Origin of the sequence: Lysinibacillus sp. G4S2 (assembly GCF_030348505.1) — a bacterium.
Classification (GTDB): domain Bacteria; phylum Bacillota; class Bacilli; order Bacillales_A; family Planococcaceae; genus Lysinibacillus.
On record NZ_JAUCFJ010000002.1, the window covers coordinates 2,779,968 to 2,805,163 of the forward strand.

Genomic DNA, 25,196 nt, shown 5'->3' on the forward strand with positions numbered 1-25,196 from the left:
TTAAGGTGGGGGCTATTTGACGCTTACGAATTAATTGGCGACGGTGTTGCTATTCCGGATCGTTATGCAAAAGAAGATAATAATTGGTTGAATCTATCGCGCTCCTCTAAAAAAGCGCAATGGCCGCTGTATTGGAACGGAACTAGCTTCGAATTTTTGATCAGCTTATTTGTTTCCTCAGCTTGGGTAAACGGAACGACTTTATCATGAATTCCATGAATAATTAATGTGGGTACATCGATCTGACCGAGATCGATGTAAACATTTTCATCTCTAAGCGTGACCATAATGGCGGAAGTCGCCCAATTCGCCGCTTTTAATCCCATTAAAACAAACCAATCGGATTTCGGTTCGGATATATTCTGAAAGAAAAAAATTCTCGTTTGGTCTTGCAGCATTTGCGGTCGGTCATGATTTGTATCTTCGATGATTTTATTTGTAAATTCTTTTGGAACGCTAGAAGGAGAGGCAGCGTCGATCAGGACGAGTTTAGATACCCCATACCCTTTGTAACGAGCCATATAACGAATCGAGATCGCGCCTCCTGTAGAGTGTCCTGCCAGTGTTATGTTTCTTAACTGTAACGTCTCGATGACCATGCGGACATCATCTGCTAATCTATCGAAACTGTACCCGCTAAAAGGTTTATCTGAATTACCATATCCCCTCCAGTCCATTCCGATACAACGATATCCAAGCGTTGGAAGGAAGTTGAACTGATATTCGAACTGGTTATGGTTTAGTGGCCATCCATGAATAAAAAGTATCGTTTTATTTCCCTTCGGATTGATATCCTCTATAAATACGTTGACGCCTGGTTCGACAGTTACAAAGTATCCCAAGTGTATCACCCCAATTATAAAAAGTAATTTCCCGTTAAGTAAGATATTCATCCAAGGCAGAGTGTATGCCTAATTTCGGCGTTAAACTTTGTTGAGATAGTGCGAAGAGGTTTCTGATGAATATATGCTTAAGAAATGCTAACGAAGGTAAGGGGATTTTTCGATTTTTGATGCACGGGCGGAGAGCCTTTCCTCATTGAAATATTCTCATAAGGATGAGACGATGCTGCAAGTGCTACGAGAGCGGAGCAAGCTGGCGGAGACGCCCCTCGTACTTGTGGCTATATCGAATCGGCCGCATGGGATCGCCCATCGTGATATTCGACTACCGACCAATCCAAGGTGGCGATTGTTCAATTAGAGCAGTCGCTTCTTGTGTAACGGGTGCTTAGCAGTACAAGGCTACCTTTAGGGTAGCTTTTTCTTCTCGCACTAACTGGGCAGGATAGTGGAATAACAAAAATTCTTCGTTATAAAAACAAGAAAACCAATATTAGTGTGGAAAGAATGGAAATCCATGATGTGGGAAATAATGTAGTTCTCTTATACAAATAACAATTCAAAATAAAACCAAATCAATACGGAGGTAAAAAAATGAATATCCTTGATTGTATCATTATAGGTGGAGGTCCTTCTGGGTTAAGTGCTAGCTTAACTTTAGGAAGAGCTAGGAGAAACATTGCATTATTTGACGATAGAACGAATAGGAATAGAGTGACACAAGCGTCACATGGATTTATTACTCGTGATGGGATAAAACCACAAGCGTTTAAAGAAATAGCGTTAAAAGAATTGGAGAATTACCCGTCCGTATCATATTATACTGCAACAGTTACTGAAATTATTAAGGATATAGGTAATGAGCTATTTACTGTCAAAACATCTACTAGTCAGGAATTTGTTTCAGAAAAAATAATACTCGCCACCGGTATTCAAGAAATATTTTCTATACCAAGTATAAGAAAGTTTTATGGGAAAAGTCTATTTAGTTGTCCGTATTGTGATGGCTGGGAGCAAAAAGATAAGCCATTAGTGGTTATTGCAGAAAAAGAAGAGCATGTACTGCATTTGACTAAGTTAATTTATAATTGGTCGCAGGATTTGGTTGTCTTAACGAACGGAGTTCAATTATCTAAAGAAGGTAAAATGGAGTTACAAAAACACAATATCAAAATTATATCGGAAAAGATAAAAGACTTAATAGGTAATGACGGTTGCTTACAAAAAATAGAGTTTGAAACAGGAGCAACAATAATAAGATCGGGTGGATTTGTTGCCCCATCTTATGATCGCCCAAATCAATTTACTGAGAAGCTTGGCTGTGAAATTCATGAAAATGGAAAAGTTATAACAGATGGTGTTGGTAGAACAACCCAAAAAAACGTATATATTGCAGGGGAAACCGAAAGATCTAAACCATCCTCTTTAATGATCTCAGCTGCTAAAGGTAATAAAGCTGCGGTTTCAGTAAATACTGATCTAACGATGGAACGCTTTTGATTAGTCATAACACCTTCTGCTTCAACTAAATAGAAACTCAGTTAATATAATTAAACACATCAACGCCAATGTGTTGTCACATATACTTCAAACATTGTATTAGCGTTAGTATAAGAAATTACGAAGAACGGATTTTGATTTTAGAATTCGTTTTTTTCTTGTTGCTTAAAAAGGATTGAAGGTTTTTTTGTTGAAGTTATTGATCTAACGGCACAGCTTTCCTAAAACATAAAAAAATTTAATTTAAAATTAAAAGACGATTTAGATATTGAATATTTGAAATTGTATAATCATACTAAAAAAAGACAGTTACTATTACTAATAACCTAGGTTGTAGGTTGTAAATTATAGTAACAAGGTGGGGCAACAACCAATAAAATAAGCACGGAAACAATTGGGGACTCTATACATTTTCTGTGGAAAAATGGGAGCAGGAAAATCAACTAAATCAAAACAATTGGCTATAGAAAAACATGTGGTACTGTTATCTGAGGATGAATGGCTTTCATCTCTTTATCCCAATCAGATCACATCATTTGTTATGAATAAACATAAATGATTTAAAAACGTTTTTCAATTTTATTGTGCGCTATGAGAGCGATCGAGGTGGGCAACGGTACGTGTTACTGAATTTCGATGCGTTTCACAGCGTTTTCATTATTGTATAATTTAGTAAAAGGAAATTAATAAAGTGAGAAATAAATACTATATTGCAGATTTGCTGAGGATTGCTTATCAATACAAGTTTAGATTAAATAAAGCCAGAATCCCAAATAATATAAGGTAAAGGTGTCAGTCTAAAAAAATGTATAAAGGTTCTTGTCCATATACAAGTCGATAAGTCGAATAGTGTAAAAGGACACCAAAGTTTAAACTATTTATAATATTAAAAATATAATAGATTGCGAAGGAGTGGTTCATATGTATAATCCTATAGTAACGAATATTTCCAATAAATACGGAAATATTCGTTGGAAAACAAAAAACACAAGTGAAAAATTGCAAGCCATCCAAAACAGTTTTGGGGTTCAGTTCAACTTTGTTCAAAATGAGATTAATTAATTAAAGTATAGCTTTTTTGATCAATTTTTTTATTAAACTAATAAAAATACTTGCAACACCTATTATAGTACTGTACAGTACTAATTATAACAAGGAGAAAATTAATGAATCAAAAACGTGTGATTGAAGTAGCTGCAACATTATTTTTAGAAAAAGGGTTTGCTTATACAAGCATGGATGAATTAGTTCGTGTAAGCAAAGTTTCAAAGTCTAATGTGTATTATCACTTCTCTAATAAGGAAGAATTGTTGGAAGGGGTCGTTGATTATTGGATTGAAATGTATCAATCTGCAATTGATGGCTTACTATCTCAAAACCAATTATTAGTTGAAGATCGTATCCAACTGTTTTTAAAGCAATTATCACAAGGAGTTCAGACAAGAGAATATAAGGGGAGCTGTCCATTTATTACGCTTTATATTCAAAGCCCTACAAATGCCACAAAAGTAAAAGAAAAAATAGGTCTTTTTTTTATAGGATTACAAACGAAAGTTTCTCTATTACTTAAACAAGGGGTAGAGAATGGTGAATTTAGAAAGACAATTAATATTGACGAGGTTGCATCTCTTTTTATTACAAATCTTGAAGGAGCGCTATTTATTTCAGAAACACTGAAGGATGCAACTGTAATCATGAAAACAGCAGATCATTTTTTAAACTTGCTTCGATAAAAGAAGCATTTTTTTTACATCAAATTAGTACTGAATAGTACTAAAAGGAGGATTTATATGAGAACAGTATTTTTAACTGGTGGAACAGGTTTTATTGGAAAGCAATTAGTGAAGGAATTAGCCAAAGAGCATGTTACAATTCTTCTATTAGTGAGATCGAAAAGTAAAGCAACACGCATTTATCAAGAAAAAGGCATCTTAAAAGAGGCAGTTATGCACTTTATTGAAGGTGATTTGACGAAAATAGACTTAGGTCTAAGTGCTGAAGATAAGGAGTTGGTATTGAAAACGGATGTGATTATTCACGCAGGTGGCCCCATGGATATTCAAGCGACAAGCAAAGAGGCAGCTTCCGTATTTTTGAATGGTGCCCAACATATTAGTGAATTCGCTAAAAATATTCATCGATTGAAGGGATTGCAACAATTTATTCATGTTGTAGGCTATATGAGTCCCTTTGATGATAAAAATAGCAAGATTGCGATAGATGTGTTTAAAGAAGGAAACAATTTTTTGAAAATAAAAAATCCATATGAGAGAACAAAGTTTTTAGCAGATCTTTATATCCGTCAGCAGGCATCAACAGTAGGTTATCCGCTTTCAGTAATTAATCCACCAACTGTAGTTGGTAGTAGTAAAACAGGGAGTACGGAGCAAACAGGAGGCTTAGGCTTGCTTGTGAAGAGTATGCGAAAGGGGCTCATGCCAGTGATCCCTGGAGGTAAGGAATATAGATTACCACTTATTGCAAACGATGAACTAGCAAAGTTTATTGTGCAGGTTTTCAGATTGGAGCAACCAACTATACAAACATATACACTTGTTGAAGATAAACAACATGATCAGAATATTTCAGAATTATTACATGCTATGTCAGAAAGTATGAATATGACTGCACCTAAAATTTCTGCCCCATTGCCATTTATGAAAGCACTTATGAAAAGTGGCGTAAGCAAAATAACCAAAATTCCTGCTGATGGACTAAACTTTATTACAAATCGAACATTTTCAAATGGTTCAGCGAAAAAGATTATGGGAGAAGATTGGTTTAAGGAGACAAATGTAATGAAATTTTTCCCAGCCGTAATAGCTGATCTGGATTATCGCATGATGTATCAAAATGGCCAGCACAGTCATTTATTTAAACGAACATTATGTAATAATACTACCATTTACCAATCACAAGGAGAGGGTAAACCGTTTATTTTATTACATGGTTTATTAAGTGATGGAGAAGATTTATTTCCTTTAGGGGAAGAGCTTCATGAAAAAACGGGTCGACCTGTATGGATCATGGACCTTCCAGGTTTGGGACGTTCTCCTTTTAAACGAGAGAAAAATCTTTTAAATATCTATTTGAATGTATTGAAAAAGTTATTGGAGAAAGCTACTAATGGTGCCCATCTAATTGGCCATTCATTTGGTGCGTATATTCTTTTGGAAGCATTAGTACAAAAGTACATAGATAAGAAGTATACAATTACTTTACTTCAGCCACCTGTTGCTAAAAAAAATGCTAAATCGATAAATGTTCCTCAATTTATGAACAAATGGACATTGAAATTGGCAACTACTAATTTGATAGAGCGTTATTTATTAAGTAATGGTTTATTTGAAAGTACGGAGAGCATCCCTGAACATTATATTGAAAAAATAAGTAACAGTTTTACTTCTCCTAGAATTTTAAATACTACGGTTCAGCTTAACAGTTTACTATTGAAAAACGTTCAAGGTGATTTCAATGAAGTAACAAAGTATAATCTTCGCATTATTTGGGGGGATTATGACAGAGGCTATTCTGCTCCTTCCCATCTTGGTAAGGTTGATGTTGTTCCATATGGTCATCATTTTCCTCTTAACCATCCGAGTGAAACGGCTAATTTGGTAATAAAAAATAGTAGTACTAGCAGATGAGAGTGTAGGATAAATAAAAAATGGGTAGTAAGATCGTTGTGTCTTTGAAATAAAGTCGTACTGTTTGAAAAAAAAGATTGTCTACATGAACGCTGGATATATTTACTTAAGAATCTAACAGCTAATCAATTACAGCGTACATATCAGTATCCTGAGGTAGTAAAATGCGAATTGAACAAAGTATTGCTATTTACGCATGGCATGTAATCACCTTGTGAAGAAATATACTTAAACTCCCATGAAAGAACGTAATAATCTTTCATAAAACAAACAGATTATTTTATGTTGCATGTAGTCGAGCCATTAAATCCTTAGTACTGATTATTTATACAGCCGACCAGCAAAAAGTAAAAAATTATTTATAAAAAATGAATTTGCAAAAGAAGATGAGATCTTGCTTCTGTAAAAACTAATGTTTAGTATCCTTTCTACAGGTAGAAGTGAAAATTGCTGATATATTACAGTCGAAAAAGTATACACCTAACCAGTTGTCGAAATTTATTTGACGACTGGTTATTTAGTATTGTTCTTCAGAATAAATTATAATGAACTTCCATGTTGTTTATTATAAGTAGTTAATCATACATATGCCACTAGTATAAAAATTAATCAAATTGAAGCTGAAAGTTATAGGTAAACTCAAATGTAATCAAAATTATGCTGTTAATTAAATTTGATATTTAAATCAAGTAAGTTGAAAGAGTTGGTGTTACTGCGTTGGAAATTATATCACTAAGTATTTGGCAAAGATATGCTTAAAATCACATATTCATCATAAAGAGATGTAGGTGAATAATTTATTGAATCAACTTAATTAAAAAACTTGGCTATAGTATTTTATTTGTATAATATTAAAAGTCTGGACATTCTTGTCCTTTTTATTTTTTTGAAATGAGGGTTGTCATGACATTCTTGTCCATATACAAAAAAGTACAGATATTATGGGTAGTTAACTTATTCAAACCCTCCTCCACGCCAAATAATTTTAGTTTACATAATATAAATACCTTGGTCACAACTTTCTTATTATCGAAAGCTTCCTATAATTTATCGTTCAAAAGGGGATTATTCGTTTAAATAATACTAATTATCGTTTAATGTAGATTTGTCCAATATTCTTAAAAATTATTCATAATAGTGATGAACTTAGCTGGTGTTACAGAATCACGATACATGTTCATTGAAGAATAAATATATAATTTAAAACGGGAATACCTCGCTTTTTGTGAAAGCCGAATTACTTTCAAATAAATTTAGCACTAGATTTATTTAACCCGAACAATGGCAAAACACCGTATGAGTGTCTTGCAAATTTGTTCGGGTTTTACTTTTGCTAAAATACTTTTGTCCCAGCCTCTCTTTATAGTGTCGAGAATTTCCATATGTATTCTTCTTAAGTTGTAGCAACCTAATAATTGTCATAAATTATTCACAATAGAAAATATTACATTTATACCTACAAATGTTATTGTATTACTGTATTTATATTTATCAGAAAATTTAAAAAGGAGGTAATTTAAATGGCTATTTTAATTCTAGATAAGGCTCCTTATTATATGTATCCTTCTTAAGTTGTGTAACCTGAAATTGTCATAAATTATTCACAATAGAAATAATTCCCTTTAGAAACTACAAATGTTATTATATTACAGTATTTATATTTATCTAAAAATTCAAAAAGGAGGTAGTTGAAATGGCTGTTTTAATTCTAAATAAAGCTCCTTATTATATGTATCCTTATGAAAAATGGTTAAGGGAAGGGGAGCAGTTACTTTTACTAAATGACGAGGGAACTGTACAAGGATATAAAGACGGTAACTATGCTGAAATATACTCATTTAGTAATTATGAGAAGAACGGTTGTATTGAATTAACTGCTTTAGAATTGTATGAAAAGTATCAGTTTCACTCAATTGTTGCTGCTGGTGAGTATGATTTACTACGTGCTGGTAAGTTACGGGACTTACTTGGTATTCAAGGCCAAACGTGGGAAAGTGCTCTAGCTTATCGTGATAAGGTTACTATGAAAAATATAGCATCAGAACATGGTATCCCAGTTCCAGAATATAAAAGAATACATACTTCTTTTGAATTGATTCGAACAGGGGGAAAAGCTGGCGATAACTTCAAAAGCTTACCTATCTGTATGCATAATGAATAATTTAAAATTTGGTTTAATGTAAATATTAGTTTAAATAAGTTTTTAAATAAACAGGGAGGTTTAAAATGGAAATTCGTTCAGTTAAAGGTTCAGACTACTATGTAATTTCACCTCTAATCAATGAGTGGTGGGGTGGAAGGAATATGTCCGATATGTTACCAAAATTATTCTTCGACCATTTTACACAAACAAGTTTCATTGCAGAAAAGGATGGTAAACATGTGGCTTTTCTAATAGGATTCCTATCTCAAACTCATTCAAACGAGGCGTATATTCATTTCGTTGGAGTCCATCCTGAGTACAGAAAACATAATATTGGAAAACATTTATACAATAAATTTTTTAATGTAGTAAAGCTAAATAATCGAAGTATTGTTCGTTGTGTAACGTCACCTGTCAATAAAGTTTCTATTGCCTATCATACCAAGATGGGTTTTGAAATTGAAGATGGAGATAAAACTATTGATGGTCTATCAATAAATTCAAACTATGACGGTCCAAATCAAGACAGAGTTTTATTTTTCAAAAAATTAAATTAAATTTTATTCTAGCTTACTATCTCTATCGAACTCAGTGTAAGAGTTAAACAAGGTGTTGCAGTGGCAGCATCTTGTTTCTTGTTATGCAAACGAAGCAGCATTCGGACATTCTTACCCAAAACGTCTGTAGATTCTTGTCCATATACAACATATATTATGGGTAGTTGACGTATCCAAGCCCTCCTCCACGCCAAATAATTTTAGTTTACATAATATAAATTATAGGAAGTTATGTTTCATTGAAAAGTATACTAATAATATTGAGACGAAACAGCTGTAAAAAGTGTAAAATCGTATTTCTCTAAGAACTCGCCAAAAGCTTCACTTGTATATTAAAAATCTAAATCCGTTTGTACAATAAGTTCTGGTGTGTATTTTGCGCTGCAACTGCGTTATCAAGTACTTCTAAAATTAGGTCAAACGTTATTTCAAGCCCAAATTTATATTCATCAAATTTTTGTATGATAATCTTATACCGACGCCAAAATATCACCAATCATCCTGTACTGTGTGAAAATACGTACTTTTTTAACGCTCTTTCACTGATCTCTATATTTTGGCGTCGGACTGTATTTTTTGTAATATTTGAACGAATGCCAGCTTTTCTCATAATGCGTAGCCTTAGCATGTATATCTCTTTAAAAGAATTTTTCGATGCACCATAACGGCCATTACTTTCCTTATGAATAACACTAAGTCGATCGGCTTTTATAAATGCCTGATAATACGTACTTTCAGGCACATTTAAAATGCGACACAGCAATTGAATGCGCGATGATCGCTTTCTTTCATAATATGATCAATCAGCTCTTCATCTAACTATTTTTACGCGAATATGGTCATAGCCTTTTTTGAATCTCTACCTCTTATTTTAAACGTAGATTTCCCTCCTGGTTGCCGCTTCAACTACTGTTACCTCCCCATTTCCTTAAATTAACTTATTATAGTAATAATCTTTTGTTGAGCATCTTGGGCTTCAGGGATTGGCATAACAACAAACACATGATTCATTTTAGGATAAACAAAAGTATTGATTTCAATTCCCTGTTCTGTTAGTTCTTCATCAAGTCTTATTGCATCTGGATATAAACATTCGTGCGTTCCAATAAAATGAGTAATCTTCCCAAGTCCTTTAAAGTCACCGTATATTGGACTAATCGATGAGTCTTTTAAATGTTTATCAGCTGCCCAAATCTTTGTAATGACTTCCATTCCTTCACTAGCTAACATCGGATCCTTTTCTTCATATTCAGATATAAGAGGATTTTCTAAACTCAAATCAACACATGCTGATAATAAAATAATATCTTTCGGTTGAGGTAAATTGTTCATTTTTAAAAGCTGAGCCAAAACAAGTGATATATTTCCGCCTGCCGAATCTCCCATGATCGTTAATTGATTGGAACTTTCAACAGTTATAAGAATTTCTTTATATAAGTTTAGGATTTTTGGGTAAGTATCTTTATAGTTAAAATGAGGTACTTTAGGATAAATGGGAGCAATTATTTTTGCATTCAATGATTGCGCTATTTTATCCATGAACCACCAGTGAAAATTTAAAGGTTGATTTGTCCAAGCACCACCATGTAAATATAGAATAATTTTTTGCTTCGAGGATTTTTGATCATTTAATGTGAAAACTTGCATTCCCTCGAATGTCCGCTCCTCAACATCACTTAAAAATTCAACATCATCCCCAATAACATACGGCTTGCTATTTTCAGTTCCCATTTGTTTAACAAACCGTTTTGTGTTTTCAATACTAGAAAAATTCTCTTTATTACTTTCGGAAATTAACAATTTTTCGAATAGAATACTTTCTTCAGAACGTTCTCCGTTATAAATTTCTACACTCATTTTTAATTTTCTCTCCTTTAAACATTTTTATTGTTCATCTTGTTGCTTCATTACATGGTATGATTTGAAATAACTTTGTATCGCTTTATCAAAATTCTTTTACAAGTTGGATAGAATGTCTTAATTGAACGAAGGCGTTTAATATTGCATCGACTTACTTTATTTACAGAAAAAAGGTTGAACTATGCTTCAAGATCAAAATAAAAACCCTTTTTCATCTCATAAAAAAGTCAACATGGGCCTCTATTGCAACTATTATAACAAATATATTCCCCGAATTTTTCCATTCAACACCTGATACCTGTTTCTTTATTGTAGTTACTCCCTCTCTTTACGTTCTTGTATCTACTTGCTATCGGCAAACCAATACGCCTGTCTTCCCGCTTCTAAACCTTCCACCCTATAGTTCCTACGTATACCGAGCATACAATAAAAAAGAGACGAATTTCTTCGCCTCTAACCATCTTCCCAATAGTGATTATCCTTTTATATAAAGGTAGTCATCGATTTGTTGTTTCAATTATGCCCTAACGTCTTTTCTTTCGCTATAAACAAGCAGGAAGATCTTTTTATTTAAAAGTATATGACTGAAATCCTTGTATCATCATTCGGCAAACGGATGCGGTTAGTTCTTCTAAAGTGCATTCAATTTCATGCGAACCAGTCTTAGTATAAAGACAAGATATTGACCAGTTATTAGCCGCTTCGTTATACAGCTAGCAAGAGCTTTTGTAAGCATTAAATTTTCCTTTCGTTTGTGAATTATTTCAAACAAAAAGGAGCATTAAATAAACAATTTATAAATGTTGAAAAAGATGAAGCAATCATGTTAAACGGAATGTATAAATATATGGGAGTAAGTAAAGTTAAATAATGATTGTGAGGTTTAGTCTATAGTAGCATATGGAAAAGTTAATAGGCATAGTTGCTTTCCAAATACAATGTTCGTGTTTTATTCAATCTTCGAAGTATCCAGCTGATGGACAAATAGCACTTTCAATAATAAAACACGAACATTTTGAATTACTCTACGCAAAATAGTTCGTTAAAAAGCTTTCCGGGATTTATTACGAACACTCGCCTCTAACAATATATAGCTTCAATTCCCTTTTTTTAATTGCTATTTCCCATTTTTTCACTTTACTCCCATTTACAAAAATAAAAAACACATATTTGTCTCCCTAAAGGACGAGCATGCGTTGATGATCCGTAGCTCCCAACGTAAGAGACCTTGAAAACTATCAAACTTACCTAAAACATGGTAATCTTAAATGTGAAGACAATACGTTTTCATCGATGCCAAATGGCCGCCATTGGAGAACAAATTCTTATGCCCGTTTCCCTTTCCTCTGATGTTGAAATAGTATGATCGACTAAGGAAACCGCGAAATTTGGGGGTTACATCCGTCAATATAGGCATGGAGCGAACCAACCGCCTACAACATGGAAGAAGTTTTCTATTTCGGTTTATGAATAAAATGATAAAAAATAAAGGAGAAGATACACGATGGGAATCATGGCATGTTACTTATCATTAGAAGATGCTTTAGCGGATGAAATTGCCCAGTTAGACAACTCCCATATCGTCGGGAAGATTGAGGAGCTTATGGAAAAACAATGCTGTCCTATATATGACATGGATAAATTATGGGACGGATTGCATTGTTTGCTAACAGGGATCTCTGCCTCGCAGCCGATTGAGGATCACACATTAAGCGAAGCGATTGTCGGAGTCCACGTGCTGGATACTGAAGAATTCGTCAGCGTCATTGGCTGTGAAGAGCTTCCCTGCATTTTAGAAGCTCTTCATTCTATGGATAGGACCGTCTTACAGCAACAATTCAAGCCAGCCGATTTTAGAGAGAAACAGATTTATCCGGATATTTGGGCGGACAATGAAGCTGAAGAACTTTTCGCAGAACTTATTGCGGAACTCGATCAGTTAATCCATTTTTATGAACAAAGCCTTGCCCAGGGTCATGACATATTAATCAGCATTTATTAAAACCGCATCAACATTAAACTGCACCCTATCAAGAGACTTTTTAAGTGTCTACTCGATAGGCGGTAGGTTCATTTTTTACAAACTTTAATAATCCACTGTTTTTATAGTCTTGAATATAGGCTTCCCATTCTTTTTTAATAGGTGTTTTTCCAATGTAGTATGTAAGAAGATTATCTCATGGAATATTTGACGCTTACTTCCCAGCTCATACATCAGTAACTCATTAAATGCAGATAACGCCTGTACACGTTGCTTATTTCCAACTGTAGTGAATCATTACGCTCAATTAGGAAACTTTCAGCCAGCGATTTCTCTCCTATCAAATTTTCTCTGAAATAATTCGTGTTCATTTCTTTGCTTTAAAATTTCTAAAAATACATTAATTTTGGCATCAAAAAAGCATCGGTTTTCACACCGATGCTTTATCCATTTAACTAATGTTAATCGTTTTTGTTGCAACTGTTTGTTGAAACGCCTGATCATGCTCCACAATAACCATTGTAGGATTAAATTTTTGAATAAGCTCTTCAATCTGCATGCGAGAATAAATATCAATAAAATTTAATGGTTCATCCCAAATATATAAATGCGCTTTTTCACATAAACTTTTGGCGATAAGCAGCTTTTTCTTTTGTCCACCAGAATAATGAGATATATCTTTCTCAAATTGAATTCGGTCAAAATCCATCTTACGTAGGATGGATTTAAATAACGTTTCATCAATCTCATGCTCTTCAATAAAGTCCGATAACTGTCCCTTCAGATGAGAAGTATCTTGTTGGACATAGGAAATAATGAGTCCTGAACTTAAATTTATTGAGCCTGTATGCTGTATCGGATTTCCTAGAATTAGTTTTAGAATACTACTTTTTCCGCTTCCATTCTTTCCGTCCAATACAATTCGGTCACCTTGTTCCACTTTAAAGCTAATTGGTGTATTCACTATTTGATCATCATACTTAATAGAGACATCAGTCAAAGCAATCAATTCATTTGAATGTAATTCCAACGGTTCTAATTTTAATGACTCCGTTTTTTCAACATTTTTTAGCAGTTTTGACTTTTCCTCAATAGCTTTTTGTTGCCTTGATTGAATGTTCTTTGCTCTTTTCATCATCTTGGCCGCTTTATGTCCTACAAAACCCTTATCTAACTTAGAACCTGAATTCGTCGTTCCATTTTTGGAAGCTTCCACTTGATTAGACCAACCAGCTGACCGTTTTGAAGACTGAGTTAATCTTCCAATGTCTTTTTGTAGACGCTCATTAGTTGCCTCTTCGTGTTCCTGTTGTCTATCAAAATTTAATTTCCAAGAAGAATAGTTACCACTTTGAACTTCGATATTTGCCCTATTGATTGATAAAATATGGTCAACGCATCCATCTAAAAAGTTTCTGTCATGTGAAATTAAAATAAACCCTTTTTTCTTCCTTAAATATTCAGAGACAATTTTTCGCGCTTCCGTATCTAGATGGTTGGTTGGTTCATCAATTAATAAAAATTGACCCTCTGTTAAAAAAAGTGCAGCAAGCAAAACCTTTGTTTGTTCTCCATTTGATAATGTTTTAAATGGGCGATACATAACCTCGGCATCAACATTTAAATAGGATATTTCACGAAGATATTCCCAATCTTCGGCTTGAGGACAAATTTCTTCAAAGATTTCATAAGTATACTTATTTTTATCCGAAACGGGATAAGGGAAATAATTAAATTCTACAGAAGAAATGATTTTCCCACTATACTCATAATTCCCTAATAATAAATTAAAGAATGTTGTTTTACCTCGTCCATTTCTACCAATAAATCCGAGTTTCCAATCCGTATCTAGTTGAAAGTTTACACCTTCAAAAATATTATCAAAGCTACCTGGATAAGAAAATGTTAAATCTTGTACTTTTATCATTGACATGATAATTCCTCCTCTGTATATCAACACTTTTTACTTTTTATACAAAGTCGGTACATCCATCTATTCTAAATTTCTCCGTATATGTTTGATGGATATTAACGACTTATACGGAGTATTACATGCGTAACAATAGTGTCTGATTCGCTCATTTCTCTCTCTCCTTTATTTATTAGTTTAAGGTTACTATGAGAGAATAAAAAATCCCCCCAATTTGTAATTGGAAGGATTAGTCTTTCACTTATATGAAATAAGTTCTATTTTGCCATTGGAATCATGACAAAAAAGTATAAACTGATTTATAAAAATGGACAGACTAATCCTATATTTTGTAGTTTGAAGTTATTCATTTCAAATAAAATATAGATTAGTTAATCATTGTCCATCCATCAGTCCTCTCATCGTCGTATTATTATATTAACAAATTTTTCAATAGAATACAATGACAACAAGCAGCATCAATATCAATTCCAAATTTTTAGCGGGACATAAAATCCAAATTACACACGGTAATGGTCCGCAAGCGAGAAAAATATTATGGTTAGCGACGCATTTTGACGTTTTAGCGGCGGTATTCGCTTTGTTAGCGGCGGAACTTGATGTTTTAGCGGCGATATTCGCTTGCTTAGCGGCGCATTTTGACGTTTTAGTGGCGGTATTCGCTTTGTTAGCGGCGGAACTTGACTCTTTAGCGGCGATATTCACTTGCTTAGCGGCGAAACTTGACTCTTTAGCGGCGGTATTCGCTTAGTATGATGATGATGAGTTACCTGTTCTTTCTTTAAATCATCCATAAAAATAAGGAAGCCGCTCCAATAGTGATTAGTCACATCACACGAAGCGGTTGCCTTTGCTTCAATTTGTATAACCATCATAGATGATTTAATCCGTCGAATTTTCACGAAATGTACTCTATCTCCAATGTTTAAATTTTTTGGGTCGTCTTGATAGTTGCAAAAATGCTCATAACCATGCTGATGTATTTATTTATTACTGCCTTCATAAAGAAAAAAGGAAGCACTTAGGCTCCTTAAATAAATTTTCATTTGATTAAAAATCGGTCTAGCTAAACCCAAAACGGCAGTAACCTATTCTAAGCTGTAGCGTGTGACGACGCTATGACTTTTTTAAAGTATAGGAAACCTTAATTTGTACAAATTAATATCGAGTGTATCGCACGCTCTTATTAGGTTATGGTGTTAGTTGGCCGGCATGACTTCCCCATTTGTTACAAGGTCATTCCATCCTAGTGATCCTTTAATAGTTATTTTGTTATTCTTTAACAATTTAATTTACTTATGCTACATATAGAGGTGCTTTAATTGACCACATTCGGAAAATGCTTATTTATCACTTTCTTTGTAACACTGTTTTTATTTGCAACGATTTGGGATTATTTCAAAAATGGTAATTTGGCTTTACTTGAAAACTTTTTCTTTTCCTTTTGGGTAGCAAGTTTTTTATTCATCGCATTGCTACATAGAAGTAAAAAAGATGAAACTGGGAAGAACTAAAAATAAAAGCTTATTTCTAAAAAGCTTTTTTACTGCACATTTCCCTTATATTGTTCAATTTATCTCCATGCTGTAGCGTCTGATTACGCTGCGGCTTTTCTTATGTTAAAATTTACATAACTTACATATTGAGGTGATATTATGGAAAACAATAAATTAATCTGCAAGTCCTGCGGCGGAAATTCATTTGGCGAAGGTAAACTTGATGGTTATGCTGCCTTAAGACCAGTTGATAATTTTTTCTCTACAGGATCTCCACTTATTTATACTGTGTGTCAAAATTGCGGAGAAGTAGCTTCTATTAAAGTTACTAAACCTGAAAAATTCAAATAGTTTCGTACTGAAGCTGTAGCGTCTGCAAACGTTACAGCTTTTTCTTTTCTTCATATTGTTCAGTTACTTAAAAAATAAAACTACAAAATAGAAACCTGAACTAGTAAAAACCCAATACCCATTAACCAACCAATAAAATTACTAAGATTTAAGAAACCTAAAATTTCAATTGTATATACAAAAATTCTTTTATATAATGGCTTATTACTATAATCCGCTAATTCATCTTTTAGTTGGGCAAAGCCAATTGGAATTATAAAAAATCCTATTATTATCAGGAATATTCCTATAAATAAACCTAACATTTCTATAAAAACACCCCTTAATTAATATGTGTGCTTGAACAATTTCCTCAAATAGTGCAGTAACCTGTTTTTTTATATAAATTAATTTTCTATTTCAACCAGACTATCCATGTATGAAAAATGGCGAACAACTAGAAAAGGATGTGTAGTATGAGAATACTCAGTGGAAATCCAAAAGACGAACCATTACACTATGGAGACGTGTTTAGTATCTGAACACATCTCACTGTTAAATATGGTCAGTTCCATACAGCAAAAGCTCAACTAGGCGTCCCCGGTTTAAACTGGGGTTTTTATTTTGTCTTATTCAGAACGAAATTTAATTTTTTTCAAACTCCTTTACATGATTTATTTTAGGATAACAAATTTTCTTTTACATCGTCCCAAGTTTTCCAAGCTAAGATCCCATGATACTCTCAATTGAATAAAATTTGGTTAAAAAATTTACGGATACTAAAGCACCTTCTGTATAAACTAATTTCAGGAGGTGATTTTCAATGGCGAACAACAATCAAAACTTCAGCTCAAAAATTCCCAATGCAACTCAAAATGCAATGAACGTAGAATTTGGAAATGAGACTGATGTTAATCAAATTAGACAACAAATCCAACAAGCAGAAGCTAACAAAAAACAAGCTTCTGGTTCAAAGAACTCGATGAACGTAGAATTCGGAAATGAGACTGATGTTAATCAAATTAGACAACAAATCCAACAGGCAGAAGCTAACAAAAAATTCGCTTCTGGTCGATTTTCAAACGAAAACAATACAAAATAAGTTTAAATTAGTCATCACCCACAACCGGCAACCTTTGCCGGTTTTTTGTTTCCGAATATGAATTCCTTTTAACAAAGGTTTACTCTCAATTAAAAAAGCATAAACCAATTCGAATTGTGTAATTATACTCAAATAAGCTTTTTAATGCACATTTTCCTCAAAATGTTCAGCATTAAAATATGTTCATAGTTTTAAATCACACCTAGCTATGTTATCCTTTCATTAAATAATGCTCCAAATATTGGATGTTTAAAAATCTCTAATAACTCACTTAACAAGTACTGAAAATAACTTAGATGGTGGTGATAATTTTGAAAGGAAAATTTTTCACAGGTTTATCTTTCTTTTGTTTTATGTTGAACTTTCTTATATTTGGATTTGACTTTTTTGATTTTCTTTACGATAAAGTCATATTTACACCATTAATTATTGGAGTATTGGGTATAATAAGTGCTTTACTTGGAATTAAAGGTAATATCCGAATGATTCTTATACTGTTTAATTCGTTCTTTTCTATAGTTTTTCTATTAGCACTATTAATAGGTATATTTGGATTTCAACAACCTTAATGAGTTATTGAAGATGGGAAATCTCATCTTTTTTACTGCACATTTTCCTCATATTGTTCAGTTAATCTCTATGCTGTAGCGTCTAATCACACCGCATTTTTTATGTTATAATTTACATAAATTACATATTGAGGTGATTATTATTTTACTTATTAGAAAGCACAAATATATTTTTTACTTCGTAACAATGTTTTTATTTTCATCTATTTGGGATTATTTCAGAAAAGGTAATTGGGATTTGCTTAATAACCTCTTCTTTTCTTTATGGCTAGCGATTGTTTACGCTTTCGTAAATTGGGCGTGGGATAGTAAAAAATATGAAAAGAAATAGCAAAGTGCTCAGTAAGTCATTTTAAGTTTTCAGCGTTAACTATCTCTTCTTTAACAGATTTCGCTACCTCTGATACCCATAAAAATTATCGACATGAAACTTTTAAAACTCTCATTCGTAAAACTTCTATGGAGGTGCTGTATGAAAGATATTTTTAAAGGGATTCTAGCAGTAATCTTAGCCTTAGCTATATGGGATGGAATTAAATACATATGGAATTTTTTTATTTAAACACCAAGAAAACAGCCAATTTTTTGTTGTTTTTTCTGTTTGAACAAATGTTTTCAATCTTCTGCTGATCATTTTCTTTCCAACACGAACTAATTCAAAACCATCAGTCAATATCCAATCCGTATCAACATTTTCAATCAGCGGCATCTTTCCTAAGCGTTCTATTGCAATTTTTCGCACGCTTTGATCAAAGTCGCCACGCTTCACGATTTTAGCTAAGAATTTTGTAGCAATATCTGGATAGAAGTATGTTCGGCATTTCCAACATTCATCCAAAAAAATAACTCAGAGGTCATTCAAACCTCTGAGTTATTGCTTTTTATTTAGATAACGCCTTCATATCTGCCACAATCGTCTCAACTGGTACTTCTGTGTTACCGGAATAATCCTTCACAACAATCCCATCAGCATTGACTAAGTAAAAACTTCCCATATGTATAACTTGGTCAGAATTAGGGTCATTTCTTACGTGTGAATTAAACGATTTCATTGCAAACTGTTCAATGAATTTTTGATCATAGCCAGTTAAGAGCTGCCATTTACTTGCATCAGGCACTGAATATGATTTTAAGTAATTGGTTAAAACATCTGGTTTATCAACCTCAGGATCAACACTAAAAGCTACGATTTGATAGTCTTCCACGCCTTCATCCTGAAGTGCCTTTTGCACCTCTGTCATGTTAGACGTCATTGGTGGACAAATGGTATTACAGTTAGTGAAGATAAACATTGCTAACCATGGCTTACCTTTAAAAGTATCAAGGCTTACCTTTTCATTTTTTTGATTTGTAACCGAAAAATCTTGTACTTCTATATTCAGTTCTGGTTCAAATTTGTAACTACCACAAGCAGCTAATAGGCTACTTAAAACTAGTATCAAAACGAGCATGACACTTTTCTTTTTCATATCTTTTCCACTTCCCTTCAATTTACCATCGTTTTTAATTGTATAAATTATAGAAACTAAATACAAGATTATGAGCATATACTTCTATTTTTATATGTCGAACCTTTGTATTTTGTATGATTTTGACATATTTATATCCTGTATATTCCAAATAAATCACTCTTTTTTTAAAATTTTTTAAAGCTGTTTTTTACTATTTTGATTATTTCCCAAGACGCTATTCCAGTTGTTGTATAACAACATTTTTTTACACTTTAATATTTTCTGCCATTCAATGCCAGAATAACAATTTCCACAAAATTCTCTTTCATGTTAAAATTTTCTCCTACATTCGATATTATTATCATTAAACTATTTTAATAATATTATTCTTATCGATAAACCCATTCTCTTTTATACGATTTTTTTCTATTAAATCCTTATTATTTCTATGTTATTTCCACAAACTTAAAGAGATTAAAAATTATAAAAACTCAAAATTTAGTATTGCATTATAAGAATCTACCCCATAAAATAAGTGAATATAACGACGACTCAAAAAGAAATATGTCGTTTAAAACAGAAATATAACACTTTAGGGGGAATAATAATGGCTAACATTTCTGGGGACAAAAATATAGAATCAGTTGACTATAATGCAATTGAAGCTATGGAATCGTTCAACAAGTTCGTAAAAAAGAAGAATACCTTCCTTTTCTCGATTACAGCAGCGTTTTTATTACTTTATATTTTGCTACCAATCCTTGCTTTTCAACCTGTACTACAACAAAAAGTCTTCGGAAATATTACGGGTGTTTGGGTTTATTCAGCAGGATTATTCATTATGACGATCGTTCTTTGTACAGTATATGTAAAAAAAGCTGCTTCATTCGATAAAGCTGCAGCGGCAGTGCTTGCAGAGTATCACGCGAAAGGTGGAAAATAAATGAACTTAGTATCCGTTGGTTTCTTTTTAGCAATCGTTAGTTTAACACTTGTTGTAACATTTATCGCAGCAAAGCGTACGTCTTCTGCCGCTGATTTCTATACTGCTGGTGGTGGTCTTAAAGGTTGGCAAAACGGCTTTGCTATCGCTGGTGACTATTTATCCGCGGCCGCATTTCTTGGGGTGTCCGGTGCGATTGCTTTAACTGGTTTTGATGGTTTCTTCTTCTCTGTAGGCTATGTAGTGGCTAACTTAGTTCTTCTTTATATTATTGCAGAGCCTATGCGTAACTTAGGTCGTTATACTTTAGCTGATATGCTTACTTCACGTTTCAACGAAAAACGTATTCGCGGGGTTGCTGCGACAGGAACAATTATCATCGTAATCCTTTATATGATTGCACAATTAGTAGGTGCAGGTGCCCTTATTAAACTATTATTTGGTATTGAGTACTGGATTGCGGTTTTAATCGTAGGTGTTATGATGACTACTTATGTATTATTCGGTGGAATGACAGCTACTTCTTGGGTGCAAATTATTAAAGCTAGTCTTCTATTATTCGGGACAGGCTTATTAGCTACATTAGTATTAATTAAATTTGATTTCTCTCTTATGAAAATGTTTGATACGATCGCTGTGGATCACGGTGAAAAATTCCTTGTACCAGGGATGAAATATACAAGTACAATTGACTCTGTTTCGATGATGATGGCGCTTGTTTTAGGGACATCTGGGTTACCACATATTTTAATGCGTTTCTTTACAGTGAAAGATGCCAAAACTGCTCGTTCTTCTATTTCATGGACAACTTGGATTACAGCTATTTTCTTCTCATTAACTATTTTCTTAGGTTTTGGAGCATTAAACTTTGTAGGTATCGATAAAATCCTTGCTGAAAGTAAAGCTGGTAACACCGCTGCCCCACTTCTTGCTAATTTCTTGGGTGGTGATGTGTTAATGGCATTTATCGGTGCAGTAGCATTCGCAACCATTTTAGCCGTTGTTTCAGGTTTAGTTTTAACAGGTGCTTCTGCTATTTCACATGATATTTATGGTGAAATTATTAAAGGTGGTAAATTAACAGAAAAGCAACAAGTTGTAGCGGCTCGTACTGGCTCTATTTCTATTGCCATTGTTTCTATTATCCTAGCGTTATTTGCACAAAACTTGAATGTATCGTTTTTAGTATCCTTTGCATTTTGTATTGGTGCTTCAGCAAATTTACCTGTTATTCTTTACACAATTTACTGGAAAAAATTCAATTCAACAGGTGCTATAGCAGCAATGGTAACTGGTTTAGTATCATGCTTAGTTTTAGGTGCTATGGGTCCTAATGTATGGAGCCCGGTTGAAGGTGCGGCCATCTTTGTTGGAAATCCTATCGTACCTTTAGCAGTACCAGCAGTTATTACAATTCCACTTGGTTTTATCGCCGGTTACTTAGGCTCTGTTCTATCTTCTAGCAAAGTACCACAGGAAGAAGCAGATCGCATTTATAAAGAAATTCGCGTTAAAGCAAATACAGGGGTATCTGTTTCTGACGTTTCTCATTAATTTCGCGCTTTTCACAATCCATATTATTACAACAATGTCTATCAATATTCCTATCACATTAATAAAAATATCAGGTTAAAAAACTCGATTTCCGATCGAGTTTTTTAATTTTTTATTACAAAAAATTTACCAATTAACTTATTGAACAATACTATTCACTTCTCAAAAAAACGAAAAAAAACAATTTCCACAAAGTAAATAGTGTTTATTTTTTTAGAAAAAAACGACCATTTTTTCAAATTGCAACCCCTTTTTTTGCTCCAAAATCCAGAGTTGACCTAACTCCATTTATATATCCGAATTTTCTATCCCCCTTTTATTTCTATGCTTTGTCACGTATTTTCTCTTTCAAGATCTTTTTTCTGAAAATTATTTTTTTATAATTTTTCTGAAATGTATTGCAATTTTGTGAACTCTTTCATAAAATGAAGATGTGAATTCACTAAACTAGCAAAATTTAGTCTTTAAGCAGGAAAAATAAACACAAAATGGGGAATGTTAATGGCGAACAATCAAGCAAACAAGGGCGTCGTGATTGACTATGATGCAATTGCAAATCAAGAATCATTTAAAGTGCTTGTACGAAAAAAGAATTCATTTCTTTGGTCAATGACTGTAATCTTTTTAGCAGCTTACATGTTGTTACCAATTCTTACTTCGTACACGACAATACTACACCAAAAGGCATTTGGGGAAATTACTTGGGTGTGGGTATATTCAGCAGGATTATTCATCATGACATGGGGGCTATGTCACATATATGTAGCAAAAGCGAATAGCTTTGATAAAGAGGCAAAGGCGATTATCGCTGAATACGAGAATGGAGGTGGCCGCTGATGACTAACGGAATGAGCTTTACAGCGATTTTCTTCTTCGTAGCCATTGTTGGTTTAACATTAGTTATTACATGGTGGGCATCTAAACGAACTTCTTCTGCAAGTGATTTCTACACTGCGGGCGGTGGATTAACAGGCTGGCAAAATGGACTAGCCATCGCTGGTGACTACTTATCTGCAGCTTCTTTCTTAGGGATTGCCGGAGCAGTAGCATTATTTGGATTTGATGGATTCTTCTTCTCTATTGGTTATTTAGTAGCTTACTTAGTGGTATTATACATCGTTGCTGAGCCATTACGTAACCTAGGTAAATTCACATTAGCTGACATGATCACTGCGCGTTTCGACAGCTCTAAAGTTCGTGGTACAGCAGCTTTAAGCACTATTACAATTGTTTTATTCTACATGATTGCACAACTAGTTGGTGCAGGAGCACTTATTCAATTACTTTTAGGAATCGACTATTGGGTTGCAGTGTTAATCGTAGGTGTTATGATGACAACTTACGTATTATTCGGCGGTATGACTGCAACATCTTGGGTACAAATTATCAAAGCTTGTCTTTTAATGTTGGGTACTGTCATTATTTCATTCTTAGTATTAAAAGAGTTTGGCTTTAGCATCACAACGATGTTTAAAGAAATGGAAACTGCTACTGATAGCGGTGCAGCTTATTTGAATCCAGGTCTTAAATATCAAAATGGTATTGATACAATTTCAATGTTAATCGCTTTAGTATTAGGTACAGCTGGTCTTCCACATATCCTAATGCGCTTCTTTACAGTAAAAGATGCGAAAACTGCTCGTTCCTCAGTAATTTGGGCTACTTGGATTGTAGGTATCTTCTACATTCTAACAATCTTCTTAGGCTTCGGTGCAGCTAAATTCGTTGGTAAAGAAGAGATTATTGCTGCAAACGCTGCAGGTAACATGGCTGCTCCTCTTCTTGCAGAAGCGCTTGGCGGAGACATCCTATTCTCATTCGTATGTGCGGTAGCTTTCGCAACAATCTTAGCGGTAGTAGCTGGTCTTGTACTTTCTGGAGCATCTGCCCTTTCACATGATATTTACGGTCAAATCATTAAAAAAGGGAACGTTACAGAGAAAGAGCAAGTACTTGCAGCTCGAATCGGTTCAATCACAATCGCTATTATTTCAATTCTTTTAGCACTTGGTGCACAAACATTAAACGTAGCGTTCTTAGTATCACTTGCGTTCTGTATTGCAGGTTCAGCTAACCTACCTGTAATCATCTATACAATCTATTGGAGACGCTTTAATACAGCTGGTGCTGTAACGGCAATGTTAACTGGTTTAATCTCTGCATTAGTACTTGTTGCAGTTTCACCAAACATCTGGAATCCAGTTGAAGGAAAAGCAATTTTCGTTGGGAATCCGTTAATTAATTTAACGAATCCAGCTATTATCTCTGTACCACTTGGCTTCCTAGGAGGTTTCATCGGAACATTACTTTCTAAAGAATCAGATGCCAAAAAATATCGTGAAGTGGAAGTTAAAGCAAACACAGGTATTTCTGTACAGGATGTATCTCACTAATAATATGACAACGGCCTCGTAAGTTACATACTTACGAGGTTTTACTTTTTCTTGGCTCATCACCAAGTTTGAGATGGGAGTGGAGGCTGAACGACTCCTTAGGGATCAGCGTACAGACTAGCTCAAACGAAGCAGCTTATCAGACGCCCAAGGAAAGCCGCCCAGTCGGAACGGAAATCACCCTTGCTTTGCCTTTTCCTTCCGTTTTCGGTACTATATTTACAAATGACAGTTGGAGGTAAGGTAACATGACACAATCAAAAGCAAAAAAGAAGCGCATGCATGAAAAACGCACCCAAGGGAAAGACGTTGAAAAAAATCGTCAATTCTCCCCTTTCAGCACACATGAGCGTCTAACGAAAACTAAAAAAGAAAGCATCGAACAAAATTTCACAAAGCATAGAAAACCCAACCACTCAGATGATTATTAGTGGTTGGGTTTTGCTTTTAATGAGACATCTAGATGTTTATAAGTACTACGTTCTGGATTGAACTACTCCCACTTCGCTAACTTAGAAGTGGGAGATTCCTAAGAACACCTCCGTAACCGAAAGTTTGGATTAGGATATCCCCGAAGTTCCTGCGGTTAGAAGTCTTATCGCTTCATTTTTAAGAAATTGTCCTGCGTTAATATTTCAAACATGATGTGTTCCACAGGGTGGGCTTTTAGTGATATTACTATTTTTATCAGCGATGTTTGATGCTTTATCAGCGATTTTAACTCTTTTATCAGCGGTTCTGGCTCTTTTATCAGCGATTTTGAGGTTTTTATCAGCGATTTTGAGGTTTTATCAGCGGTCCCAGCTCTTTTATCAGCGATGTTGAGGTTTTATCAGCGGTTCTGGCTTCTTTATCAGCGATGTTCGAGGTTTTATCAGCGATTCCGACTCTTTTATCA

At 34.0% G+C, this 25,196-nt stretch carries 23 protein-coding genes and 1 pseudogene; 18 read left to right on the plus strand and 6 right to left on the minus strand.

Annotated elements, in window-relative coordinates; genetic code table 11:
• Window positions 1–62 precede the first annotated feature (62 nt).
• Window positions 63–842 (minus strand): alpha/beta fold hydrolase, encoded by a 780-nt coding sequence (locus tag QUF91_RS14320; RefSeq protein ID WP_289418195.1) that lies wholly within the window; start codon window positions 840–842, stop codon window positions 63–65.
• 594 nt (window positions 843–1,436) lie between these two features.
• Between QUF91_RS14320 and QUF91_RS14325 the strand changes: the two genes are divergently transcribed.
• The 7 genes and pseudogenes from QUF91_RS14325 (at window position 1,437) to QUF91_RS14355 (ending at window position 8,689) form a co-directional block, all read left to right on the plus strand.
• Window positions 1,437–2,342, plus strand: coding sequence for an NAD(P)/FAD-dependent oxidoreductase (locus QUF91_RS14325; RefSeq protein WP_289418196.1), 906 nt, complete (start codon window positions 1,437–1,439; stop codon window positions 2,340–2,342).
• Window positions 2,343–2,766: 424 nt separating this feature from the next.
• Window positions 2,767–2,880, plus strand: a pseudogene (locus QUF91_RS14330) (AAA family ATPase); the annotation flags it as partial.
• A gap of 383 nt (window positions 2,881–3,263) precedes the next feature.
• Window positions 3,264–3,404: a hypothetical protein gene (locus tag QUF91_RS14335; protein WP_285395227.1), complete on the plus strand. Its 141-nt coding sequence runs from the start codon at window positions 3,264–3,266 to the stop codon at window positions 3,402–3,404.
• Between the two features lie 104 nt (window positions 3,405–3,508).
• Complete coding sequence (locus QUF91_RS14340) at window positions 3,509–4,075, plus strand: TetR/AcrR family transcriptional regulator (RefSeq protein WP_289418197.1); 567 nt, start codon at window positions 3,509–3,511, stop codon at window positions 4,073–4,075.
• Window positions 4,076–4,132: 57 nt separating this feature from the next.
• Window positions 4,133–5,989: an alpha/beta fold hydrolase gene (locus QUF91_RS14345; protein ID WP_289418198.1), complete on the plus strand. Its 1,857-nt coding sequence runs from the start codon at window positions 4,133–4,135 to the stop codon at window positions 5,987–5,989.
• A gap of 1,693 nt (window positions 5,990–7,682) precedes the next feature.
• Window positions 7,683–8,150: an ATP-grasp domain-containing protein gene (locus QUF91_RS14350; RefSeq protein ID WP_289418199.1), complete on the plus strand. Its 468-nt coding sequence runs from the start codon at window positions 7,683–7,685 to the stop codon at window positions 8,148–8,150.
• Between the two features lie 65 nt (window positions 8,151–8,215).
• The gene (locus QUF91_RS14355) at window positions 8,216–8,689 is read left to right on the plus strand and encodes a GNAT family N-acetyltransferase (RefSeq protein ID WP_285395231.1); all 474 of its coding nucleotides are present in this window, start codon (window positions 8,216–8,218) and stop codon (window positions 8,687–8,689) included.
• Between the two features lie 933 nt (window positions 8,690–9,622).
• Here QUF91_RS14355 and QUF91_RS14360 read toward each other — a convergent pair.
• Complete coding sequence (locus QUF91_RS14360; protein ID WP_289418200.1) at window positions 9,623–10,546, minus strand: alpha/beta hydrolase fold domain-containing protein; 924 nt, start codon at window positions 10,544–10,546, stop codon at window positions 9,623–9,625.
• Between the two features lie 1,507 nt (window positions 10,547–12,053).
• Here QUF91_RS14360 and QUF91_RS14365 point away from each other — a divergent pair.
• Window positions 12,054–12,551: a YfbM family protein gene (locus QUF91_RS14365; RefSeq protein WP_289418201.1), complete on the plus strand. Its 498-nt coding sequence runs from the start codon at window positions 12,054–12,056 to the stop codon at window positions 12,549–12,551.
• A 430-nt stretch (window positions 12,552–12,981) separates the two neighbouring features.
• Here QUF91_RS14365 and QUF91_RS14370 read toward each other — a convergent pair whose 3' ends face one another.
• Window positions 12,982–14,463, minus strand: coding sequence for an Lsa family ABC-F type ribosomal protection protein (locus tag QUF91_RS14370; RefSeq protein WP_289418202.1), 1,482 nt, complete (start codon window positions 14,461–14,463; stop codon window positions 12,982–12,984).
• A 439-nt stretch (window positions 14,464–14,902) separates the two neighbouring features.
• Here QUF91_RS14370 and QUF91_RS14375 point away from each other — a divergent pair, with 439 nt between their 5' ends.
• From QUF91_RS14375 to QUF91_RS14385, 3 genes are all read left to right on the plus strand, one after another.
• Complete coding sequence (locus tag QUF91_RS14375) at window positions 14,903–15,211, plus strand: hypothetical protein (protein WP_289418203.1); 309 nt, start codon at window positions 14,903–14,905, stop codon at window positions 15,209–15,211.
• A 571-nt stretch (window positions 15,212–15,782) separates the two neighbouring features.
• The gene (locus QUF91_RS14380) at window positions 15,783–15,974 is read left to right on the plus strand and encodes an RNA polymerase subunit sigma (protein ID WP_285395236.1); all 192 of its coding nucleotides are present in this window, start codon (window positions 15,783–15,785) and stop codon (window positions 15,972–15,974) included.
• Window positions 15,975–16,115: 141 nt separating this feature from the next.
• Entirely contained in the window at window positions 16,116–16,307 is a 192-nt protein-coding gene (locus QUF91_RS14385; RefSeq protein ID WP_285395237.1) for a hypothetical protein, read from the plus strand.
• An 80-nt stretch (window positions 16,308–16,387) separates the two neighbouring features.
• On the opposite strand, the gene QUF91_RS14390 is transcribed toward QUF91_RS14385, so the two are convergent.
• Window positions 16,388–16,612: a hypothetical protein gene (locus QUF91_RS14390; RefSeq protein WP_289418205.1), complete on the minus strand. Its 225-nt coding sequence runs from the start codon at window positions 16,610–16,612 to the stop codon at window positions 16,388–16,390.
• A 497-nt stretch (window positions 16,613–17,109) separates the two neighbouring features.
• Here QUF91_RS14390 and QUF91_RS14395 point away from each other — a divergent pair, with 497 nt between their 5' ends.
• Complete coding sequence (locus QUF91_RS14395) at window positions 17,110–17,388, plus strand: gamma-type small acid-soluble spore protein (protein WP_285395239.1); 279 nt, start codon at window positions 17,110–17,112, stop codon at window positions 17,386–17,388.
• Window positions 17,389–18,471: 1,083 nt separating this feature from the next.
• Here the strand turns inward: QUF91_RS14395 and QUF91_RS14400 are convergent.
• Together QUF91_RS14400 and QUF91_RS14405 are read right to left on the minus strand one after the other, a co-directional pair.
• Window positions 18,472–18,795, minus strand: a complete 324-nt coding sequence (locus QUF91_RS14400; RefSeq protein ID WP_285395240.1) for a hypothetical protein — start codon at window positions 18,793–18,795, stop codon at window positions 18,472–18,474.
• A gap of 43 nt (window positions 18,796–18,838) precedes the next feature.
• Window positions 18,839–19,426, minus strand: coding sequence for an SCO family protein (locus QUF91_RS14405; RefSeq protein ID WP_285395241.1), 588 nt, complete (start codon window positions 19,424–19,426; stop codon window positions 18,839–18,841).
• Window positions 19,427–20,015: 589 nt separating this feature from the next.
• On the opposite strand from QUF91_RS14405, the gene QUF91_RS14410 reads away from it, so the two are divergent.
• The 6 genes from QUF91_RS14410 (at window position 20,016) to QUF91_RS14435 (ending at window position 25,123) form a co-directional block, all read left to right on the plus strand.
• A complete protein-coding gene (locus QUF91_RS14410) occupies window positions 20,016–20,351 on the plus strand; it encodes a DUF485 domain-containing protein (RefSeq protein WP_289418206.1) in 336 nt (111 codons plus the stop codon).
• Window positions 20,352–21,905 carry a solute symporter family protein gene (locus tag QUF91_RS14415; RefSeq protein ID WP_285395243.1) on the plus strand — a complete coding sequence of 518 codons (1,554 nt, stop codon included), beginning with the start codon at window positions 20,352–20,354 and terminating at the stop codon, window positions 21,903–21,905. It abuts the gene before it with no gap.
• Window positions 21,906–22,406: 501 nt separating this feature from the next.
• The gene (locus QUF91_RS14420; RefSeq protein ID WP_285395244.1) at window positions 22,407–22,742 is read left to right on the plus strand and encodes a DUF485 domain-containing protein; all 336 of its coding nucleotides are present in this window, start codon (window positions 22,407–22,409) and stop codon (window positions 22,740–22,742) included.
• Window positions 22,743–22,753: 11 nt separating this feature from the next.
• Window positions 22,754–24,298, plus strand: a complete 1,545-nt coding sequence (locus QUF91_RS14425) for a solute symporter family protein (protein ID WP_289420077.1) — start codon at window positions 22,754–22,756, stop codon at window positions 24,296–24,298.
• A 248-nt stretch (window positions 24,299–24,546) separates the two neighbouring features.
• Window positions 24,547–24,729, plus strand: coding sequence for a hypothetical protein (locus QUF91_RS14430; protein WP_289418207.1), 183 nt, complete (start codon window positions 24,547–24,549; stop codon window positions 24,727–24,729).
• A 238-nt stretch (window positions 24,730–24,967) separates the two neighbouring features.
• Complete coding sequence (locus QUF91_RS14435) at window positions 24,968–25,123, plus strand: hypothetical protein (RefSeq protein ID WP_289418208.1); 156 nt, start codon at window positions 24,968–24,970, stop codon at window positions 25,121–25,123.
• Window positions 25,124–25,196: the final 73 nt, after the last annotated feature.

Bases quoted from the DNA above. Each gene is read 5' to 3' on its own strand.
- QUF91_RS14325 (WP_289418196.1), top strand. From the start codon at position 1,437: ATGAATATCCTTGATTGTATCATTATAGGTGGAGGTCCTTCTGGGTTA.
- QUF91_RS14335 (WP_285395227.1), top strand. From the start codon at position 3,264: ATGTATAATCCTATAGTAACGAATATTTCCAATAAATACGGAAATATT.
- QUF91_RS14340 (WP_289418197.1), top strand. From the start codon at position 3,509: ATGAATCAAAAACGTGTGATTGAAGTAGCTGCAACATTATTTTTAGAA.
- QUF91_RS14345 (WP_289418198.1), top strand. From the start codon at position 4,133: ATGAGAACAGTATTTTTAACTGGTGGAACAGGTTTTATTGGAAAGCAA.
- QUF91_RS14350 (WP_289418199.1), top strand. From the start codon at position 7,683: ATGGCTGTTTTAATTCTAAATAAAGCTCCTTATTATATGTATCCTTAT.
- QUF91_RS14355 (WP_285395231.1), top strand. From the start codon at position 8,216: ATGGAAATTCGTTCAGTTAAAGGTTCAGACTACTATGTAATTTCACCT.
- QUF91_RS14360 (WP_289418200.1), bottom strand. From the start codon at position 10,546: ATGAGTGTAGAAATTTATAACGGAGAACGTTCTGAAGAAAGTATTCTA.
- QUF91_RS14365 (WP_289418201.1), top strand. From the start codon at position 12,054: ATGGGAATCATGGCATGTTACTTATCATTAGAAGATGCTTTAGCGGAT.
- QUF91_RS14370 (WP_289418202.1), bottom strand. From the start codon at position 14,463: ATGTCAATGATAAAAGTACAAGATTTAACATTTTCTTATCCAGGTAGC.
- QUF91_RS14375 (WP_289418203.1), top strand. From the start codon at position 14,903: ATGACAACAAGCAGCATCAATATCAATTCCAAATTTTTAGCGGGACAT.
- QUF91_RS14385 (WP_285395237.1), top strand. From the start codon at position 16,116: ATGGAAAACAATAAATTAATCTGCAAGTCCTGCGGCGGAAATTCATTT.
- QUF91_RS14390 (WP_289418205.1), bottom strand. From the start codon at position 16,612: ATGTTAGGTTTATTTATAGGAATATTCCTGATAATAATAGGATTTTTT.
- QUF91_RS14395 (WP_285395239.1), top strand. From the start codon at position 17,110: ATGGCGAACAACAATCAAAACTTCAGCTCAAAAATTCCCAATGCAACT.
- QUF91_RS14405 (WP_285395241.1), bottom strand. From the start codon at position 19,426: ATGAAAAAGAAAAGTGTCATGCTCGTTTTGATACTAGTTTTAAGTAGC.
- QUF91_RS14410 (WP_289418206.1), top strand. From the start codon at position 20,016: ATGGCTAACATTTCTGGGGACAAAAATATAGAATCAGTTGACTATAAT.
- QUF91_RS14415 (WP_285395243.1), top strand. From the start codon at position 20,352: ATGAACTTAGTATCCGTTGGTTTCTTTTTAGCAATCGTTAGTTTAACA.
- QUF91_RS14420 (WP_285395244.1), top strand. From the start codon at position 22,407: ATGGCGAACAATCAAGCAAACAAGGGCGTCGTGATTGACTATGATGCA.
- QUF91_RS14425 (WP_289420077.1), top strand. From the start codon at position 22,754: ATGAGCTTTACAGCGATTTTCTTCTTCGTAGCCATTGTTGGTTTAACA.
- QUF91_RS14430 (WP_289418207.1), top strand. From the start codon at position 24,547: ATGACACAATCAAAAGCAAAAAAGAAGCGCATGCATGAAAAACGCACC.